At 55.8% G+C, this 20356-nt stretch carries 19 protein-coding genes; 6 read left to right on the forward strand and 13 right to left on the reverse strand.

The window, feature by feature from the left end; translation table 11 throughout:
• Positions 1-37 precede the first annotated feature (37 nt).
• The 3 genes from ppdD to hofC are packed head-to-tail and all read left to right on the forward strand — an operon-like array spanning position 38 to position 3042.
• Positions 38-475, forward strand: a complete 438-nt coding sequence (gene ppdD, locus LA04_RS10740; protein ID WP_047651519.1) for a prepilin peptidase-dependent pilin — start codon at positions 38-40, stop codon at positions 473-475.
• A gap of 10 nt (positions 476-485) precedes the next feature.
• Positions 486-1868, forward strand: a complete 1383-nt coding sequence (gspE, locus tag LA04_RS10745) for a type II secretion system protein GspE (protein WP_047651521.1) — start codon at positions 486-488, stop codon at positions 1866-1868.
• Positions 1858-3042: a protein transport protein HofC gene (gene hofC / locus LA04_RS10750; RefSeq protein WP_047651522.1), complete on the forward strand. Its 1185-nt coding sequence runs from the start codon at positions 1858-1860 to the stop codon at positions 3040-3042. Before gspE ends, hofC begins: the two co-directional genes overlap by 11 nt.
• Before the next feature lie 43 nt (positions 3043-3085).
• Here hofC and LA04_RS10755 read toward each other — a convergent pair whose 3' ends face one another.
• A complete protein-coding gene (locus LA04_RS10755) occupies positions 3086-4129 on the reverse strand; it encodes a GMP reductase (protein WP_023310407.1) in 1044 nt (347 codons plus the stop codon).
• 228 nt (positions 4130-4357) lie between these two features.
• On the opposite strand from LA04_RS10755, the gene coaE reads away from it, so the two are divergent.
• Genes coaE through yacG form a run of 3 tightly spaced genes read left to right on the forward strand, consistent with a single transcriptional unit; the run spans position 4358 to position 5925 of the window.
• Positions 4358-4978, forward strand: coding sequence for a dephospho-CoA kinase (gene coaE / locus LA04_RS10760; protein WP_047651523.1), 621 nt, complete (start codon positions 4358-4360; stop codon positions 4976-4978).
• Positions 4978-5721 carry a cell division protein ZapD gene (gene zapD, locus LA04_RS10765; RefSeq protein WP_047651524.1) on the forward strand — a complete coding sequence of 248 codons (744 nt, stop codon included), beginning with the start codon at positions 4978-4980 and terminating at the stop codon, positions 5719-5721. Before coaE ends, zapD begins: the two co-directional genes overlap by 1 nt.
• A 9-nt stretch (positions 5722-5730) precedes the next feature.
• A complete protein-coding gene (yacG, locus tag LA04_RS10770) occupies positions 5731-5925 on the forward strand; it encodes a DNA gyrase inhibitor YacG (protein WP_045401034.1) in 195 nt (64 codons plus the stop codon).
• A 34-nt stretch (positions 5926-5959) separates the two neighbouring features.
• Here yacG and mutT read toward each other — a convergent pair whose 3' ends face one another.
• The 12 genes from mutT to murD form a co-directional block, all read right to left on the reverse strand.
• Positions 5960-6352, reverse strand: a complete 393-nt coding sequence (gene mutT / locus LA04_RS10775) for an 8-oxo-dGTP diphosphatase MutT (protein ID WP_047651526.1) — start codon at positions 6350-6352, stop codon at positions 5960-5962.
• Positions 6353-6409: 57 nt separating this feature from the next.
• Positions 6410-9115 carry a preprotein translocase subunit SecA gene (gene secA, locus LA04_RS10780; protein WP_047651527.1) on the reverse strand — a complete coding sequence of 902 codons (2706 nt, stop codon included), beginning with the start codon at positions 9113-9115 and terminating at the stop codon, positions 6410-6412.
• Positions 9116-9173: 58 nt separating this feature from the next.
• On the reverse strand, positions 9174-9677 hold the full coding sequence (gene secM / locus LA04_RS10785; RefSeq protein ID WP_161785592.1) for a secA translation cis-regulator SecM: 504 nt from the start codon (positions 9675-9677) through the stop codon (positions 9174-9176).
• Between the two features lie 279 nt (positions 9678-9956).
• Positions 9957-10874 carry a UDP-3-O-acyl-N-acetylglucosamine deacetylase gene (gene lpxC, locus LA04_RS10790; RefSeq protein ID WP_008501977.1) on the reverse strand — a complete coding sequence of 306 codons (918 nt, stop codon included), beginning with the start codon at positions 10872-10874 and terminating at the stop codon, positions 9957-9959.
• A 101-nt stretch (positions 10875-10975) separates the two neighbouring features.
• Positions 10976-12127 (reverse strand): cell division protein FtsZ, encoded by a 1152-nt coding sequence (ftsZ, locus tag LA04_RS10795; RefSeq protein ID WP_008501978.1) that lies wholly within the window; start codon positions 12125-12127, stop codon positions 10976-10978.
• A gap of 63 nt (positions 12128-12190) precedes the next feature.
• Positions 12191-13447, reverse strand: coding sequence for a cell division protein FtsA (ftsA, locus tag LA04_RS10800; protein ID WP_023334508.1), 1257 nt, complete (start codon positions 13445-13447; stop codon positions 12191-12193).
• A complete protein-coding gene (ftsQ, locus tag LA04_RS10805; protein ID WP_023334507.1) occupies positions 13444-14286 on the reverse strand; it encodes a cell division protein FtsQ in 843 nt (280 codons plus the stop codon). The genes ftsA and ftsQ overlap by 4 nt, the downstream gene beginning before the upstream one ends.
• A 1-nt stretch (position 14287) precedes the next feature.
• Positions 14288-15208 carry a D-alanine--D-alanine ligase gene (locus LA04_RS10810; RefSeq protein WP_047651529.1) on the reverse strand — a complete coding sequence of 307 codons (921 nt, stop codon included), beginning with the start codon at positions 15206-15208 and terminating at the stop codon, positions 14288-14290.
• The gene (murC, locus tag LA04_RS10815; protein ID WP_047651530.1) at positions 15201-16676 is read right to left on the reverse strand and encodes a UDP-N-acetylmuramate--L-alanine ligase; all 1476 of its coding nucleotides are present in this window, start codon (positions 16674-16676) and stop codon (positions 15201-15203) included. Before murC ends, LA04_RS10810 begins: the two co-directional genes overlap by 8 nt.
• Before the next feature lie 56 nt (positions 16677-16732).
• Positions 16733-17797 (reverse strand): undecaprenyldiphospho-muramoylpentapeptide beta-N-acetylglucosaminyltransferase, encoded by a 1065-nt coding sequence (murG, locus tag LA04_RS10820; protein WP_047651531.1) that lies wholly within the window; start codon positions 17795-17797, stop codon positions 16733-16735.
• Positions 17794-19038: a cell division protein FtsW gene (gene ftsW, locus LA04_RS10825; RefSeq protein WP_024907458.1), complete on the reverse strand. Its 1245-nt coding sequence runs from the start codon at positions 19036-19038 to the stop codon at positions 17794-17796. The genes murG and ftsW overlap by 4 nt, the downstream gene beginning before the upstream one ends.
• Complete coding sequence (murD, locus tag LA04_RS10830; RefSeq protein WP_045355138.1) at positions 19038-20354, reverse strand: UDP-N-acetylmuramoyl-L-alanine--D-glutamate ligase; 1317 nt, start codon at positions 20352-20354, stop codon at positions 19038-19040. The genes ftsW and murD overlap by 1 nt, the downstream gene beginning before the upstream one ends.
• Positions 20355-20356 lie beyond the last annotated feature (2 nt).

Raw genomic sequence — 20356 nt, forward strand, 5'->3', positions numbered from 1 at the left:
GCTGACAAAGTAGCGCCACTTTGCATAAGGAGCAGATATGAACAGACAACAAGGCTTCACACTCATTGAGCTGATGGTAGTCATTGGCATCATTGCGATTCTGAGCGCCATCGGCGTTCCCGCCTATCAAAATTACCTGCGCAAGGCGGCGCTGACCGATATGCTGCAAACCTTTGTTCCCTACCGTACGGCCATTGAGCTTTGCGCGCTGGATCACGGTGGCGTGGAGAGCTGCGACGCTGGCAGTAACGGTATCCCTTCCCCCACCACGACACGCTACGTTTCAGGAATGAGCGTGGCGAAAGGGACCGTGACCTTAACAGGACAGGAGAGTCTTAACGGGCTGGAAGTGGTCATGACGCCGCAGTGGAACGACGGCAACGGTATGACGGGCTGGACGCGCGACTGCAACATCAGCGCGGACAGCGCCCTGAAACAGGCCTGCGAAGACGTTTTCCGCTTTGACAATAACTGAGGAGCGGATAATGAATACCGATCAACTCGTGGCGCTTTGTCAGCGCCATCACGCTCTGCTGCTCACCAGCGACAGTGACATGGTCAGCATCGCCGTCGTGGGCAGCCCCGCGGCTGAACTCATGGAGGCGCTGCGCTTCGCGACCCAGAAACGGATTGATATTGAGTGCTGGAGCGCTGAGCGCATGGAAAAACACCGGCAGCTAACGTCACAATCGCATCTGCCCGTTATTTCGCAAACACACTCGACGGTGGATATCCTCAACCACACGCTGCAGCAGGCAATCAACCAGCGCGCCTCCGACATTCATATCGAACCGATGGAGCACGCATGCCAGATCCGTTTACGCATCGACGGGGTGCTTTGCCCCCAGCCTCCGCTTTCCGCCTCGCTGGCCAGCCTGTTCAGCGCACGTTTAAAAGTGCTGGGTAACCTGGATATTGCAGAACGTCGTTTACCTCAGGACGGTCAGTTTACGATTGAGCTGGCAAACGAGCCGGTCTCGTTTCGGATCGCGACGCTTCCCTGCAACGGTGGCGAGAAAATTGTGCTGCGTCTGCTGCATCAGGTTCAGCAGGCTCTTGAGCCGAAAGCGCTTGGTATGAGCGCAGAACAACTGGCCTGTTTCAATGAGGTTCTCCACCAGCCGCAGGGGCTGATTCTGGTCACCGGCCCTACCGGCAGCGGCAAAACCGTGACGCTGTACAGCGCGCTGCAGGCGCGTAATACCCCTGACGTCAACATCTGTAGCGTGGAGGATCCCATTGAGATCCCTCTGGCGGGATTAAACCAGACGCAGATTAATCCCCGGGCGGGTTTAACATTCCAGAGCGTGCTGAGGGCACTGCTGCGTCAGGATCCAGACATCATTATGGTCGGCGAAATCCGTGACGGTGAAACGGCAGAAATTGCCATTAATGCCGCCCAGACCGGTCATCTGGTGCTGTCAACGCTGCACACCAACTCGACGACGGAAACCCTGATTCGCCTCGAGCAGATGGGCGTCGCGCGCTGGATGATATCTTCCGCGCTGTCGATGGTGATTGCCCAGCGGCTGGTCCGGCGTTTGTGTCCGCACTGTCGCCGGGAAGCCAGCGAGCATGCTGAATTACCGCGCGCCGTATGGTCCAGACCGCTTCCACGCTGGCAGCCCACCGGCTGCGATCGCTGTTATCACGGTTTTTATGGCCGCGTGGCCATTTTTGAAGTGCTGGCGATCGACAATCCCCTGCGTCAGGCCATTGCCAGTGGGGCGGGAATCGAAGTGATAGAGGCGAGTGCCCGGCAGGCGGGAATGATTTCTCTTTTTGAGCACGGCTGCATGGCCGTCGAGCAAGGGCTGACCACGATCGAAGAGCTGGTGCGCGTGCTGGGAATACCGGATGGCTGCTAATCAGCTCTGGCGCTGGCGAGCGCTCACCAAAGAAGGTGAATCCCAAAGCGGAACACTCTGGGCCACAGACCGCAATGCCGCCTTCACCTGGCTAATGCGTAGCGATCTCCATCCTCTGGCGCTGACCCGATGCGCTCAGCGGCACCGCTGGCGGCCGCATCACTGCTGCGAGATGTTTCGCCAGCTCGCCACGCTTTTGCAGGCGGGGCTGACGTTGTCCCACAGCCTGCAGATGCTGGCAGAGCAACATCCATTAAAACCGTGGCAGGCGCTGCTGCAAAGCATTGCCGATGAGCTCAGTGAGGGATCCCCCTTTTCTGAGTCGCTAAAAAAGTGGCCAGAGGTGTTTAGCCCGCTGCATGTCTCAATGGTGAAAACCGGTGAGCTCACAGGGAAACTGGAGGAGTGCTGCCGCCAGCTCGCGCAGCAGCAAAAAGCGCAGCAGCAGCTCAGAGAGAAGGTGAAAAAGGCCCTGCGCTACCCGGCGATCGTCCTGACGCTGGCCGTGCTCGTGGTGCTGGCGATGGTCATTCTTGTCTTACCCGAGTTTGCCGCGATCTACAAAACGTTTAACACGCCGCTCCCGATGCTGACACAAATGGTCATGGGGATGGCCGCATTTATCCAGTCCTATGCCCTCGCGTTGTTCGCCGCGTTATTAGCGCCCTTAGCCGCCGCCTGGGCTCTGCGGCAGAACCCTCGCTGGCAGCGCATGCTGATGCATACGCCCGTGATGGGCGCGCTGGCAAAAGGACAAAAACTGGGACACATCTTTACCGTGCTGTCACTTACGCAGCAGGCAGGCATCCCCTTTTTACAGGGACTGGAGAGCGCAGAGGAGACCGTTGAAAGTTATTACTGGCGGGGGATACTCCGCAGCGTTCGGGAGGACATTGAAAAAGGTCTCCCCGTCTGGTCATCCTTTCAGAAAGCGGCCATCTTTACCCCGCTGTGCATTCAGCTTTTACGAACCGGTGAAATGTCAGGTGCGCTGGACATCATGCTGGCAAATCTCGCCCGGCACCACACGGAACAGACCTTTCAACGGGCAGATAATCTGGCGGCACTTCTCGAGCCAGTGCTTCTGATTGTGACAGGGGTCATCATCGGCACGCTGGTGGTGGCAATGTACCTGCCGATTTTCCATCTGGGGGATGCGATGAGCGCGGGGTAGTGCTGAACAGTGCTGGCGCACGGGCATGCGCCAGCAGAAGCCATTACAGGCTATTGAATACGCGGTTTTCCTGCTCCTGAACGCGAATAAAGGTTGTACGTTTCGTCAGCTCTTTCAGGCGGGATGCCCCAACGTAGGTGCAGGCCGAGCGCAGGCCGCCGAGGATATCGCGCGCGGTGTATTCAACCGGGCCGCGCAGAGGTAGCTTCACGGTTTTGCCTTCTGCCGCACGGTATTTTGCCACGCCACCGACGTGACGGGTCATCGCGGATTCAGAGCTCATGCCGTAGAACAGCATAAATTTCTCGCCGTTCTCTTCAACAACGGTACCACCACTCTCTTCGTGGCCTGCCAGCATACCGCCGAGCATCACGAAGTCCGCGCCGCCGCCGAAGGCTTTCGCAACATCACCCGGCATGGTACAGCCGCCATCGCTGATGATCTGGCCGCCCAGACCGTGCGCCGCATCGGCGCATTCAATGACTGCGGAAAGCTGCGGATAACCGACGCCGGTTTTGACGCGGGTCGTGCACACGGAGCCCGGGCCAATACCCACTTTCACGATATCTGCACCGGAAAGGATCAGCTCTTCACACATTTCACCGGTCACCACGTTGCCCGCGATGATGGTTTTCGTCGGCCAGGCTTCACGCGCCTTGCTGACGAACTGCACGAAGTGTTCGGAGTAACCGTTCGCCACGTCAATACAAACGAAGTTGAGCGCCGGGTTAGCGTTCAGGATCTGTTTGGTCTTCTCGAAATCGGCATCGGAAGTGCCGGTAGAAACCATCACATGCTTCACCACGTCAGCAGACGCGGACGCAACAAACGCATTCCACTCTTCAGGGCTGTAATGTTTGTGCACGGCGGTGAGAATGTCGAACTGTGCCAGGGCGGTTGCCATCTCAAAGGTTCCCACAGTATCCATGTTGGCAGCGATGATCGGCACGCCAGACCAGGTCTGACCGGAATGCTTAAAGGTGAATTGACGTTCGAGTTCAACGTCTGAGCGACTTTTCAGTGTAGAGCGTTTAGGGCGGATAAGAACGTCTTTGAAACCTAACTTCAGATCTTCTTCGATACGCATGTGCGGATTCCTGGGGTTAGAGGCAAATATGTTAAAAGCACAACTCCAGTGACGTTATCATACGCACTAATACCTGCTCCACAAGACTGCGAAATTCTCTTTTTTTACGCTACAATCCTATAAATTTACCTGGTAAAAAGCCGGTAAACAGGGCCAAACAGTTGCCAGCGCACCAAATAGTTTTAAACAACTGATTTTAATAATGAATAATTCCCAGGATTTGAATTAATGGGGTATATCGTCGCATTAACCGGCGGCATCGGTAGTGGCAAAAGTACCGTTGCGGACGCGTTCTCTCGTTTGGGTATCACGATTATTGATGCCGATATCATTGCCCGCCAGGTGGTAGAGCCCAATACACCCGCGCTAAAGGCCATCGCAGAACATTTTGGTCAGGCAGTTATCACTGCCGATGGCACACTGAATCGCCGTCAGCTTCGCGAATGTATTTTTTCTGATTCTGCGGAAAAAGACTGGCTTAATGCCCTGCTCCACCCCATCATCCACCAGGAAACTCAGCGTCAGATAGCCGCAGCCCGCTCGCCCTATGTCCTGTGGGTGGTTCCGCTACTGGTTGAAAATCAGCTGCAGAAGAAAGCCGATCGTGTGCTGGTGATTGATGTCGCACCCGAAATGCAAATCCAGCGAACCATGACGCGCGATCGCGTCTCGCGGGAGCATGCTGAACAAATTCTTGCCGCTCAGGCTACGCGCGCTCAGCGCCTTGCCGTGGCGGATGATGTTATTGATAATAACGGCGCACCAGATGCCATTGCATCGGATGTTGCCCGTCTGCACGCGCAGTATCTGACGTTCGCCGCGCAGGCCGTTGCACAGGAAAAACCATAATGTCGACCCACATCCTTTTTGAGCATCCGCTCAACGAAAAAATGCGTACCTGGCTGCGCATCGAATTCCTTATTAAACAACTTTCACAACATCTGCCTGTTAACGATCATGCCACGGCGTTGCACTTCTTCCGCAACGTAGGCGATCTGCTGGATGTGATTGAACGCGGCGATGTCCGCACAGAATTACTCAAAGAGCTGGAGCGCCAGCAGCGTAAATTACAGGCATGGACAGAGGTCCCCGGCGTAGATCAGAGCCGTATCGACGCGCTCCGCCAGCAGTTGAAAAGCAGTAGCGCCGTCCTGATGGCAGCGCCGCGCGTCGGGCAGTTTTTGCGTGAAGACCGCCTGATTGGCCTGGTGCGCCAGCGTCTGAGCATTCCTGGCGGCTGCTGCAGCTTCGACCTGCCGACCCTGCATATGTGGCTACATATGCCACAGGCGCAGCGTGACGCACAGGTGAACAGCTGGCTGGCGAGCCTGGAGCCAATGCACCAGACGCTGTCGCTGATCCTCGATCTGATCCGTAACTCTGCGCCGTTCCGCAAGCAAACCAGCCTGAATGGTTTCTTCCAGGATAACGGTGATGATGCCGATCTTCTGCGCCTGAATTTATCGCTTGGAGAACAGCTTTACCCGCAGATTTCCGGGCATAAGAGCCGCTTTGCGATTCGCTTTATGCCGCTGGACAGTGAAAATGGCACCGTGCCGGAACGTCTCGATTTTGAACTGGCCTGTTGTTAAGGAGTGCCGATGTCTGATGTCACTACCGTAAGCTGCCCAACCTGTGGCAAAACCGTTGTCTGGGGCGAAGTGAGTCCGTTCCGCCCATTCTGCTGCAAGCGCTGTCAGCTCATTGACCTGGGCGAATGGGCGGCGGAAGAGAAACGCATTCCGAGCAAAGGCGATCTCTCGGACAGCGACGACTGGAGTGAAACCCAGCAGTAATCTGTAAAGCCTGCTGGCGCTTCGCCTGGCAGGCCTACGGTTGTGCGACTAACCGCAGGATCACGGGCTCATTAGCTGGCGGGAATTTTTCGGCATCACTTGCCTGAAGTTCCACCCAGCTACCCGGCTGTCCCTCTTTTCCCCAGGGTTCACCCTCCCAGTATTCCACCAGCCAAAACCACAGCGTGATGTGCCTGTCCGGAAACTGGTATTCAAGCTTATCAAATAGCGTTGCGCCAAGCGGCGTGATCCCCACCTCTTCCTGAAGTTCCCGAACCAGTCCCTCTTCCGGCGTTTCACCTGACTCGATTTTACCGCCCGGAAACTCCCACTTGTTCGCCATATGGGCGTCGGCAGCGCGCTGGGTGATAAAGATTTGGTTTTGCGGGTTGCGAATAATCCCGACGGCAATTTGCAGTATTTTCATATTGTCACTTCCATAAAAAAGGCGCAGAAATCTGCGCCTTTTTGTTTTTTTATGAACTTAGCTCAGACGGCCGTGGCACGCCTTGTACTTTTTACCGGAACCACACGGGCACGGATCGTTACGACCCACTTTACGATCGCCGGTCTGTGCGGCGATCGCCGCAGCGGCTTCGCTGTCGTCGGTCTGATGGCTCAGCTGTTGCATTTGTGCCAGACGCTCGGCTTCTTCACGACGCTGCTGCTCCATCGCTTCCACCTCTTCCGGCATGCGCACCTGAACCTTGCTCAGGGTGCTAATCACTTCATATTTCAGTGACTCCAGCATAGACGCAAACATGGAGAAGGATTCACGCTTGTATTCCTGCTTCGGATCTTTCTGCGCATAGCCACGCAAGTGAATACCCTGACGCAGATAGTCCATCGCCGCCAGGTGCTCTTTCCACAGGGAGTCCAGGGTCTGCAGCATCACGCCTTTTTCGAAGTGACGCATCATTTCAGCGCCAACAACCTCTTCCTTACGCTTGTAGACGTCCAGCGCGGTTTCAAAGATACGTTCACGAAGGGTCTCTTCGTGCAGCTCAGGCTCTTTATCCAGCCACTCTTTGATTGGCAGATCGAGGTCAAAGTCATTTTTCAGACGTTCCTGCAGGCCTTCAATATCCCACATCTCTTCCAGAGACTGCGGTGGAATATGCGCGTCGATGGTGGCTTTGAACACATCCTCACGAATGCTGTTGATGGTTTCGCTCACGTCGGACACGTCCAGCAGTTCGTTGCGCTGGGTGTAGATCGCACGACGCTGATCGTTAGCCACGTCATCATATTCCAGCAGCTGCTTACGAATATCAAAGTTGCGGCTTTCCACTTTACGCTGTGCGTTAGCGATCGCTTTAGTCACCCACGGGTGCTCAATGGCTTCGCCTGGTTTCATCCCCAGCTTACGCATCATGCCGGACACGCGGTCAGAGGCGAAAATACGCATCAGCGCATCTTCCATAGACAGGTAGAAGCGGGATGAACCGGCATCACCCTGACGACCCGCACGGCCACGCAGCTGGTTATCGATACGACGAGACTCGTGACGCTCGGTACCGATGATGTGCAGACCGCCGGAAGCCAGAACGGCGCCATGACGAACCTGCCAGTCGGCTTTGATCTGCGCAATCTGTTCTGGCGTTGGGTTTTCCAGCTCAGCCACTTCAGCCTGCCAGCTACCGCCCAGCATAATATCGGTACCACGACCCGCCATGTTGGTGGCGATGGTTACGGCAGCCGGATAACCCGCCTGCGCAACAATGTCCGCTTCTTTGGCGTGGAATTTGGCGTTCAAAACGTTGTGTTTGATACCCGCTTTCGTCAGCTCGTGCGAAACCACTTCGGATTTCTCGATGGAGATGGTCCCCACCAGAACCGGCTGGCCGTTGGCAGTGCGGTCGCGAATATCTTCGATGATCGCCTGAATTTTTTCCGCTTCGGTCATGTACACCAGGTCCGGCATATCCTTACGGATCATCGGACGGTTGGTTGGAACAACCACGGTATCCAGCTTGTAGATGGAGCTGAATTCAAACGCTTCGGTATCAGCAGTACCGGTCATGCCCGCCAGCTTCTCGTACAGACGGAAGTAGTTCTGGAAGGTAATAGACGCCAGCGTCTGGTTTTCATTCTGAATATCCACACCTTCTTTGGCTTCCACAGCCTGGTGCAGACCGTCAGACCAGCGACGTCCCTGCATGGTACGACCGGTGTGTTCATCGACGATGATCACTTCGCCGTCTTTAACGATGTAATCGACGTCGCGGGTGAACAGCGCGTGGGCGCGCAGTGCAGCGGTCACGTGGTGCATCAGCATGATGTTGCTCGGGGAGTACAGGGACTCGCCCTCTTCCATGATGCCTTCAGCGACCAGCAGCTCTTCAATTTTCACCAGACCGCGTTCGGTCAGGTTCACCTGGCGCGCTTTTTCATCTACGGAGAAGTGACCTTCACCCTGGAAGGTATCCGAGTCCTCTTTCTCCTGGCGCAGCAGGTGTGGAATGATTTTGTCGACTTTACGGTACATCTCGGAGCTGTCTTCAGCCGGGCCGGAGATGATCAGCGGAGTACGCGCTTCATCGATCAGGATGGAGTCAACCTCATCCACCAGCGCATAGTGCAGCTTACGCTGGACGCGCTCTTCCGGGCTGAACGCCATGTTGTCACGCAGGTAGTCGAAGCCGTATTCGTTGTTGGTGCCGTAGGTGATGTCCGCGTTATACGCTTCGCGCTTGGCTGGCGCAGGCAGGCCGGACATGTTGATGCCGACGGTCATACCGAGGAATTCGAACAGTGGACGGTTGTTTTCGGCGTCACGCTGCGCCAGATAGTCGTTGACGGTAACGACGTGAACGCCTTTACCGGTCAGCGCGTTCAGGTAAGCCGGCAGCGTTGCGGTCAGGGTTTTACCTTCACCGGTACGCATTTCCGCGATGCAGCGCTCGTTGAGCACCATACCACCCAGCAGCTGAACGTCGAAGTGACGCATGCCGAATACGCGCTTACTCGCTTCGCGCACGACAGCAAACGCTTCCGGGATCAGGCTTTCTAAGGTTTCGCCTTTTTCCAGACGCGCACGGAATTCCGCCGTTTTCGCTTTCAGCTCGTCATCAGAGAGCTTCTCCATCGCCGGTTCCATACCGTTGATGACGGCAACAGCTTTGCGCATACGGCGCAGGGTACGATCGTTACGACTACCAAAAACTTTAGTTAACAATTTGATTAGCATAATAAATTCTCAAACGCCCCATTATGGGCAGATAAATTAAGGTATTGAAAAAGTTAATTTAGCTGAGGCGTTGCGGCCCGGCACGAATGCCGTGAGCCTGGCTAATCCAGGTTGAAACAGAGAATGAAACAGGCGAGACAAACGCACGCTGCGCTGTCTGACGAACCATAACCGGCGGCTGGCTGTCCTGCGTGAGCAGCGCGTTGAGCGTGTCCAGCAGGGCAAGATGCTGAGCCTGAACCGGCAGGGCCTCTTCCGCAACAGGCATGGCCTGCGGTGCCATCGCAAAGGACAGATGGCGGATAACGGTGCGGATAGCGTGCTGGTGCCAGTAATCGACGGTGAAGTTTGGGCGGCGACTGGCTTCAAGCCACGCGAGGTTAGTGAAGTTAACCCGCGTGTTGAAATCGTGTTTAGTGGTGGAGGTTTTTGCGGGCGTCGCCGCTTCGGCACTGTTGCTGAGCGCAGGCAAGCCGAAACTCGCCGCGACCATCCCTAATAAGAGATGCGGCCAGAAGTAACGTCTGCCAAATTGTCGCCAGCGCGTCAGTATTCCGCTCACCTGCTCCACCCAATAAGCCAGCCTCGCAGAGGCTGAGTTCAGTTATTCTTTTTAGCGCCCAGATAGTACCACTAAAGCCAATATACATCAGCAGGAATGAGGTGCCGCCGCGGGGAAAAACGGTCAAGAATGCAGCTAACGCGCACATTTTCTGCGTAAGACAAACGAGAGATAACGCTGGGGCAAACGAAGAAGGGTAAAAATAAAAACGACTGGTCTTCCTGGTCGGAGAGAGTACCAGGTTAACCAGTCGAGTTTTTTACGAAACGGGATGACCCGTTACGCCAGAACCATGCTTGGTGCTTTGAAAGCCAGCGGCAGTTCAGCTTCGTCTTCGAAGGTCACATATTCCCAGGCTTCCTGTTTTGCCAGGACGGCCTGCAACAGTTTGTTGTTCAGTGCATGACCGGATTTAAACGCGGTAAATGCACCAATGATGTTGTGACCACACATGAACAGGTCGCCGATAGCATCCAGCATTTTGTGACGAACGAATTCATCTTCGAAACGCAGGCCGTCTTCGTTCAGTACGCGATAATCGTCAACAACGATGGCACAATCGAAGCTGCCGCCCAGGCACAGGCCGCGGGACTGCAGATATTCGATATCACGCATGAAGCCAAACGTACGGGCTCGGCTGATCTGGCGCATAAACGCATCGGCAGAGAAGTTCATCGCATAGCGTTGGGTGCTGGAATCAATCGCCGGATGGTTAAAGTCGATGGTAAAGTCCAACGAGAAACCATTGTACGGTTTGAATTCAGCCCATTTGTCGCCATCTTCGACGCGAACGGTCTCTTTGATGCGTACAAATTTCTTCGCGCAGTTCAGTTCTTCGATGCCGGCATCCAGCAACAGATAGACGAACGGTGCAGCACTGCCATCCATAATCGGGATTTCTGGCGCATCGACTTCAACAATAATGTTGTCGATACCCAGCCCCGCCAGGGCGGCGTTCAGGTGCTCAACGGTAGAAATCCGCACGTCATGCTCGTTCACCAGACAAGTACAGAGCATAGTATCACGCACAGATTTGGCATCGGCCGGAAAATCTACCGGTGGATTCAAGTCGGTGCGACGATAGATGACCCCGGTATTGGCCGGCGCAGGGCGTAACGTCAGCGTGACTTTCTTGCCGGTATGTAAACCGACACCCGTCGCCTGAACGATACGTTTAAGTGTCCTTTGTTTGATCATCGTATAATCTCGCCAAATTAACTATCCAACCGAGAGTGTATATCACTAACGGTGGGCCAGTTTAGCACAAAGAGCGCAAATCCCCAAATTCCAGCCAATTCTTAGTCAGCTTGCTTACGCAGGAACGCCGGGATATCCAGATAATCTGGCTCTTTCGCCGTTTGCGGCGTTGGGTCGTTCACCACTTTCGCGGCCGGTTTCTGCTCCTGAGTCAGAGGAGACATACCGTGCTGCTGGTAACGATCCATTACCGGTTGCTGAGTCTGCTTGTTGGTCACTAAGGTGATCTCAGGACGCTTGTCCATACCGATACCGGTCGCAACAACGGTAACACGCAGCTCGTCGTTCATCTCAGGGTCAAGGGAAGTACCGATTACCACGGTCGCGTTGTCAGAGGCGAACGCACGGATAGTGTTACCCACGGTTTCGAACTCATCCAGACGCAGGTCAAAGCCAGCGGTAATGTTGACCAGCACGCCGCGCGCGCCAGACAGATCGATATCTTCCAGCAGTGGAGAAGAGATGGCCATTTCAGCCGCTTCTTCTGCACGGTCTTCACCGCTTGCCACGCCAGAGCCCATCATCGCGTAGCCCATTTCGGACATCACGGTGCGAACGTCTGCAAAGTCAACGTTCATCAGGCCAGGACGGGTAATCAGTTCAGCGATACCCTGGACCGCGCCTTTCAGCACGTCGTTTGCTGCACCGAATGCGTCCAGCAGGGAAATACCGCGACCCAGAACTTTCAACAGTTTGTCGTTCGGGATGGTGATCAGCGAGTCCACATGCTTGGACAGCTCGGTGATACCCTGCTCCGCGAACGCCATACGCTTCTTGCCTTCAAAGTTGAAAGGCTTGGTCACGACAGCAACGGTCAGGATACCTAAATCTTTAGCTACTTCAGCCACAACAGGTGCTGCACCGGTACCCGTACCGCCACCCATACCTGCTGCGATGAAGACCATGTCCGCACCTTCCAGCGCAGCGCGCAGCGCTTCACGATCTTCTTCAGCCGCATTGCGACCGACTTCCGGGTTAGCCCCTGCTCCCAGCCCTTTGGTGATACCACCGCCGATCTGGATAGTCTGGCCTACAGCCGTCTTACGCAGTGCCTGCGCATCGGTGTTAACTGCGAAGAATTCAACACCTTCAATGCGTTCACGCACCATATGCTCTACGGCGTTACCGCCGCCGCCACCGACGCCGATGACTTTAATCACCGCGTCGTTGGTCAGTTCCATAGGTTCAAACATAATTTCTCTCTCCGTTGTGCCTGTCGCCCGAGACCGCTAATTCTCTCCGGTCTCTTAAAAAAATTAAAACTCTTTTCGCAACCAGTTGTTCAGTCGTTTGACCCACGACCCCACTGAGACGCGTTTTTCCACTTCTGCTTCACCACTGAGATGAGATTCCTTCCCGTAGTGAAGCAGGCCCACAGCCGTTGAATAATACGGCTCCTGAGCATAATCCGTTAAACCGGTGATATTCAGCGGCGCACCAATACGCACCTGCGTATGGAACACCCGCTGAGCACAGGCCGCAAGACCTTCAATTTGCGCTGCACCGCCGGTTAATACAATCCCCGCCGCAAGATGATGCTTAACGCCCTGCTGACGAAGCTGTTCCTGTAACTGTAAAATCTCTTCGTTGACCAGGTTGAGCAGCTCGGTATAGCGCGGCTCAATCACCTCTGCCAACGTCTGGCGCTGCAGGCTACGCGGTGGACGACCACCGACGCTCGGCACTTCAACGCTCTCATCTTTGCCAACGATAGACCCCAGCGCACAGCCGTGGCGCACTTTAATCGCTTCTGCATCGCTCGGCGGCGTACCAAAAGCGTAAGCAATATCGCTGGTCACAACGTTCCCGGCATAAGGGATCACTTTCGTGTGGCGCAACGCACCGCCGGTATAGACGGCGATATCCATTGTACCACCACCAATATCGACCACACAGACACCCAGTTCACGTTCATCTTCGGTCAGTACGGAATAACTTGCCGCCAGACCGGCGAAAATAAGTTGGTCAACTTTCAGGCCACAACGTTCAACGGCTTTTACAATGTTCTTCGCCATATCGTTGTGACATGTGATCAGGTGCACTTTTGCCTGCATACGTACGCCAGAAAGACCGACTGGGTTCTTGATCCCTTCCTGGTAGTCAATCGCATATTCCTGCGGAATGACATGCAGCACGCGATGCTCGTCGCGGACACGCACGGATTTCGCGGTGTGCACGACGTTTTCAACGTCTTCCTGCGTCACTTCTTCTTCGGAAATCGGCACCATACCGATTTCGTTCTGGCAGCTAATGTGCTTGCCAGAAAGGGCCAGATAGACAGAAGAAATCTGGCAATCTGCCATCAGTTCAGCCTGATCGATGGCGCGCTGAACGCATTTGACCACCGATTCAAGATCGTTTACCCCACCTTTATCCATACCACGGGACGGGCAACTGCCTACGCCAATGATATTGACCATACCGTCGGGCAGAACTTCCCCTACTAAAGCGGCAACCTTCGCGGTGCCAATCTCCAGTCCAACTACCAGTTTTCTGTCCGTCGCCTTGATCATTGTTGTTCTGCCTGTACCTGTGCCTGATTCTGTTGCTGATTAGGTTCCTCGACCGGAGCCGGTACCCAACCGACTGCTGCGCCTGAGTCATAGCGCAAATCAACGTAGCTTATCCGTTTGCCGTCAGTCTGTGCCTGCTGCTGTAAAACCGGGTAAAGTTCGACAAAACGCGCCAGACGCTTCATGGTGTCCCCGCGCCCCAGGTTGAGCTTAATGCCGTTCGTTAACGTCAGCTGCCAGGAACGGCGCGCCGTCATGGCTGCATCTTTTAACGTAAATCTGTCCTTCGCCAGCACCTGACCCATTTCACGAAAACCTTGTAACACTTCGTTTTCGCTGCCTTCAGGGCCATACAACATCGGCAAATTTTGCTTGTTGACACGATCGGCCGGGACGCTGAAGGAATTTCCGTCGACGTCAACCATGTGCTGATCATTCCAACGCGCAATGGGCACATATTCAACCAGATGAATCTTCAATTCATCAGGCCATTGCTTTCTTACGCTCGCCTGTTTTATCCATGGCAGACGTTCTATCTGACTCTGGATAATATTGACGTCCTGCGTCATAAAGGTGCCAGGCGAGCCCAGCGCCAGAATTGACTGGCGAATATCGTCGTTACGCGTGTAGTGACGCTCACCGGTGACCACCAGCTTAGAGAGCGGCAACCGCTGCGCATCTTCCATCCAGCCCAGGACCATCCAGCCGCTAATAAACACGGTGCACAGCACCCCGAGCAGGAAAATGATGCCTGCAAGACGCGTTCCATTACTGCGGCGTGAAGAGGTGTATTCGTCCTCGTCATCGCGGTTGCGCGTGTTCAATGCAGCCTGAGACATATCAGCCCGCCTGGTCCAGAATGCGTACGACTAACTGCGAGAAACTCATCCCCGCCTGACGCGCGGCCATCGGCACAAGGCTGTGGCTGGTCATTCCCGGAGAGGTATTCGCTTCCAGCAGATAAAATTGTCCGTCACTGTCCTGCATTACGTCGATGCGTCCCCAGCCGCGGCAACCCAGAACATGCCAGGCTTTAAGCACCAGGGACTGTAAATCTGCTTCACGCTCAGATTCAAGACCACATGGGCAGAAATATTGCGTCTCATCAGAGAGATACTTCGCCTCATAATCATAGAAGGTTCCGGCCGGTTGGATACGGATTGACGGTAAAATTTCTTCGCCAAGCATGGCGACGGTAAATTCCGGCCCGCTGAGCCATTTTTCAATCAGAACTTCTTCATCATATTGAAATGCCAGAGCTAAAGCGGACGAAAGATCTTCAGCTTTGTCGACTTTGGACATTCCCACGCTGGAGCCTTCCCGGCTGGGCTTTACAATAACCGGTAAGCCCAGTTCGGCAATGCGTGCATTAACTCTATCCGGCAGGCCCAATTCAAATTCGCGACGCGTCAGCGCAACCCATGGCGCAACGGGTAATCCCGCGCCCTGCCACAGCAGCTTGCTGCGCAGTTTATCCATAGATATAGCGGAGGCCATCACGCCGCTGCCGGTGTACGGCATGCCGATCAAATCCAGAAGCCCCTGCAGGGTGCCGTCTTCACCACCGCGACCATGCAAAGCGATAAAGACTTTATCGAAGCCCATGGCTTTTAATTGCGTCACGTCGACCTCTTTTGGGTCGACCAGGTGCGCATTGACGCCACCTTCACGCAGGCCCGCCAGCACGGCCGCGCCGGAATTCAGGGAAACCTCGCGCTCGGCGGAGGTACCGCCAGACAGGACAGCAATCTTATCAGCCATGATGCTCATCCTCCTGGGTTTGCGGCTTCAGTTTGATTTCAGCTAAGGTACGGGCGATTTTGCCGATATTTCCCGCGCCCTGAATCAGAATCAGATCGTTACCTGTCAGGACCGGTGCCAGAATTTCCGCCACCTGTGCAGGGTCAGAAACCAGAATAGGGTCAACTTTCCCGCGCCCACGGATGGTGCGACATAAAGAACGACTGTCTGCGCCAGGAATCGGCGTCTCGCCTGCGGCGTAGACATCTAGCATTAACAGGGTGTCTACCTGTGACAGGACGCTGGCGAAATCGTCATACAGATCGCGAGTACGCGTGAAGCGGTGCGGCTGGAAGATCATCACCAGATTTTTGTCAGGCCAGCCTGCACGCGCGGCTTTAATGGTGGCGTCCACTTCGGTCGGATGGTGGCCGTAGTCGTCCACCAGCATCGCTGTGCCGGTTTTACCGTTCACGGCGTCCAGCGGGAATTCACCGAGGAAGTCGAAGCGACGGCCGGTACCCTGGAAGCTTTCCAGCGCGCGCAGAATCGCATCATCATCAATGCCTTCTTCCGTCGCGACGGCCACTGCCGCTGCGGCATTGAGGGCGTTATGGCGCCCCGGCGCATTCAGCGTGACGTGCAGCAGCTCTTTGTCCTGACGCGCCAGAGTGAAATGCCCCTGCGCACCAATCTGTTTGTACTCTTCCACGCGGACGTCAGCGTCTTCGCTGAAGCCGTAAGTGGTGATTTGACGACCCACGCGCGGCAGCAGCTCGCGGATCACCGGATCATCTACGCACATCACCGCGCGCCCGTAGAACGGCAGGTTGTGCAGGAAGTTGATGAAGGTCTGCTTTAAGTTCTCGAAGTCACCCTGGTAGGTATCCATATGGTCAGCTTCGATGTTAGTCACAATCGCCACCATCGGCTGCAGGTGCAGGAACGATGCGTCGCTCTCATCCGCTTCAGCAATCAGGTAACGGCTGTGGCCCAGACGCGCGTGTACGCCCGCGGCTTTGACCAGACCGCCGTTGACGAACGTCGGGTCGAGACCCGCTTCCGCATAAATACTGGAAACCATCGCCGTGGTCGTCGTTTTACCGTGGGTCCCGGCAATGGCGATGCCGTGACGGAAACGCATCAGTTCCGCCAGCATTTCTGCACGGCGGATCACCGGAATGCGCGCTTCGTGCGCGGCAACGATTTCCGGGTTATCAGAGGAGATGGCGCTTGAGACCACCACCACGCTCGCATCGCGCACGTTTTCCGGACGATGGTTGAAATAGATAGTCGCCCCAAGCGACGCCAGCTGCTGCGTAACAGGGTTTGGCGCCAGGTCAGACCCGCTGATCTGATAGCCTTCGTTAGCTAACACTTCGGCAATACCGCCCATGCCAGCACCACCGATGCCAACAAAGTGAATGTGCCGGACGCGACGCATCTCGGGCACGATTGAACGCAGTTTTGCCAGTTGTTGTGTATTCATTCTCTAAACGCCATCGACTACTTAAAATTCGTGCAGCGCAACACGCGCTGCGAGGGTTAAGCCTGGGCTGCCAGGCTCACTTCTTTTGCCACCCGTTCCGTCGCATCAGGGATAGCGGCCGCGCGCGCGCGTTGCGCCATCTCCAGCAGTGCGTCTCTGTTCCAGCCCGCCAGGGTGGTGGCGACCGCGTCGGCGGTAAATTGTGGCTGTTCAAATATCTTCGCGGCACCGGCTTTCTCAAGCGGCAGCGCATTCCAGTACTGCTGTCTGTCTTTGTGCTGGAACGGCACAAACAGGGCCGGCAAACCCGCGGCTGCGATTTCGCTCACCGTCAGCGCGCCTGAACGACAGACCACGACATCGGCCCAGGCATAGGCTGCCGCCATGTCGTCGATAAACTCTGTAACTTTATGCTGCGGCTGGCCTTCGTCTGCGTAAGCTTGCTCAACGGTCTGCTGAGCGCCTTTTCCGCTCTGGTGCCAGATGGTCACGGTATCCCCCAGCTTTGCGGCAACCTGCGGCATCGTCTGGTTTAGGACACGTGCCCCCTGAGAGCCGCCGACGACCAGTACACGAACCGGCCCTTCACGGCCCGACAGGCGAGCATCCGGCAGCGGGAGCGCCAGCACATCCACACGCACCGGGTTCCCCACCACGTCCGCTTTCGGGAACGCACCGGGAAACGCCTGCATAACTTTGGTAGCGATTTTCGCCAGCCACTTGTTGGTCAGACCGGCAATACCGTTCTGTTCATGCAGCACAACGGGAATGCCTAACGACCACGCCGCCAGCCCGCCAGGACCAGAGACATAGCCGCCCATGCCCAGCACCACATCTGGCTTAAAGCGCTTCATGATGGTGCGCGCCTGGCGCCAGGCGTTAAAAATACGCACCGGTGCCAGCAGCATTGCCTTGAGGCCTTTGCCCCGAAGGCCGGAAATACGAATAAAGTCGATCTCGATACCGTGCTTCGGCACCAGGTCGGCTTCCATGCGGTCTGCGGTTCCCAGCCAGCGTACCTGCCAGCCCTGATCCATTAAATGGTGCGCAACCGCCAGCCCCGGGAACACGTGTCCGCCGGTACCGCCTGCCATCACCATTAACCGCTTCGGTTGATTCATCGTGAACCTCGTGTAAACGCCTGGGCTTTTTCCAGACGCGTCTCATAATCTATGCGCAACAAAAACATGATGGCCGTCGACATAATCAACAGACTCGAACCACCATAACTGATCAACGGCAACGTCAGACCTTTGGTCGGCAGCATACCCGCTGCGGCCCCGACGTTAACCAATGCCTGGAAGCTAAACCAGATACCAATAGAACAGGCTAAGAATCCTGAGAAGCGGTGATCGATCTCCAGCGCTTTCCGGCCGATGGACATGGCGCGGAAAGCGACGAAGAATACCATTAAAAGCGCTAATACCACACCGATATAACCCAGTTCTTCCGCAATAATGGAGAAGATGAAGTCAGTATGCGCTTCCGGTAAATACTCCAGTTTCTGTACCGAGTTACCCAACCCCTGCCCCCAGACTTCACCGCGACCAAAGGCCATCAGCGACTGCGTCAGCTGATAGCCGCTGCCGAAGGGATCTTCCCACGGGTTCCAGAACGAGGTCACACGGCGAATACGGTAAGGCTCGGCGAGGATCAGCAGCACAACCGCCGAAATCCCCATCCCGATAATAGCGATGAACTGCCACAGCTTCGCGCCCGCCAGGAACAGCATGGCCAGGGTGGTCACAAAAAGTACCACCACGGTACCGAGGTCAGGCTGCGCCAGCAGTAATACCGCCAGCACCAGAATGACGCCCATCGGTTTTAAGAAGCCGCGCAGGTTGTTACGCACTTCATCTACCTTACGCACCAGGTAGTTAGCCAGGTAGCAGAACAGGGAGAGCTTGGTAAATTCCGCAGGCTGAATGCGCAGCGGGCCAAAGGCGATCCAGCGTGATGCCCCGTTAACAGAGCTCCCCACCACCAGTACGATCAGCAGCATAATAATCGAGGCGATCAGCATCGCCGTACTGTGCCGCTGCCAGAACTCCATCGGCAGACGCAAGGTCACCAGCGCCAGACAGAACGCCAGGATGATGTAAAGACCATCACGCTTGGCAAACAGGAAAGGATCGTTCGCCAGACGCTGCCCGACGGGCATTGAGGCTGACGTCACCATAATGAAGCCGACCGCCGCCAGCCCCATCGTGAGCCAGAACAGCGTGCGATCGTACATGACAAGGCTGTCGTTATCTTTTTGACGAGAGCCCATCACCCAGCCTTTGAGCGCCGCAAACAACCATGCAAGGATCCCAAATCCTGGCAGGCGCGGCATTTTCAGGCGAGGGAGAGATAAACGCATTAGCCTAACTCCTTCGCCAGGCGGGTAAAGACATCACCACGCTGTTCGAAATTCTTGAATTGATCGAGACTGGCACAGGCCGGAGAGAGCAGCACCATATCGCCTGGCTTCACGCGAGGAGCAATCAACCGCATCGCCTGTTCCATGGTTTCGGTTTGCTCGGCAACCTCAGGGCGCAGTTCAGCCAGCTCGCTGCCGTCACGGCCGAAGCAGTACAGGCGGATGTTATCTCCGGCGAGATACGGCTTCAGAGAGGAGAAATCCGCTGATTTACCGTCGCCGCCCAGCAGTAAATGCAGGGTGCCGTCAACGTGCAGACCGTTCAGCGCGGCCTCAGTGCTGCCCACGTTGGTCGCTTTGGAGTCGTTGATCCAGCGCACGCCGTTGTGCTCCAGCGCCAGCTGGAAACGGTGCGCCAGACCAGAAAACGTGGTTAACGCCTTCAGGCTGGAGGAGCGTGGCAGCCCTACCGCATCCGCCAGCGCCAGCGCCGCCAGGGCATTGGTATAGTTGTGCTGACCAGAGAGCTTCATCTCTTTCACGTTCAGCACTTTCTCACCTTTCACGCGCAGCCAGGTTTCGCCTAACTGACGATTCAGGTGGTAATCCCCCATCGTGATACCGAAGCTAATACAGCGATCGTCTGCGCCACGCACAGGCATGGTCAGCGCGTCATCGGCGTTAACAACGCAGACTTTGGCATTTTCATAAACGCGGAGCTTGGCGGCACGGTACTGCTGCAGACCAAATGGATATCGGTCCATATGATCTTCGGTCACGTTAAGGATTGTCGCCGCCGCGGCATGCAGGCTGGAGGTGGTTTCCAGCTGGAAGCTGGAAAGTTCGAGAACATACAGCTCGCAGCCTTTGTCCAGCAGCATCAGAGCAGGTAAACCAATATTACCGCCAACGCCGACGTTCATTCCCGCCGCTTTCGCCATTTCCCCCACCAGGGTGGTGACGGTGCTTTTACCGTTAGAACCGGTAATGGCGATAACGGGCGCCTGCGCTTCGCGGCAGAACAGCTCGATATCGCCGACAATTTCAACGCCCGCATCCGCAGCAGCGCTCAGCGAAGGGTGCGCCAGCGCCATACCTGGGCTTGCGACAATCAGATCGGCTGCCAGCAGCCAGTCATCATTCAGACCACCAAGGTGGCGTTCAACCTGTTCCGGCAGTTTGTCCAGACCCGGCGGAGAGACACGCGTATCCATCACGCGTGGCGTCACGCCGCGCGCGAGGAAAAAGTCCACGCAGGAGAGCCCCGTGAGGCCCAGCCCGATGATAACGACTTTTTTGCCCTGGTAATCTGCCATGA

The sequence above is a fragment of the Enterobacter sp. UCD-UG_FMILLET genome, from assembly GCF_000762975.1.
Lineage (GTDB): Bacteria > Pseudomonadota > Gammaproteobacteria > Enterobacterales > Enterobacteriaceae > Enterobacter > Enterobacter dykesii.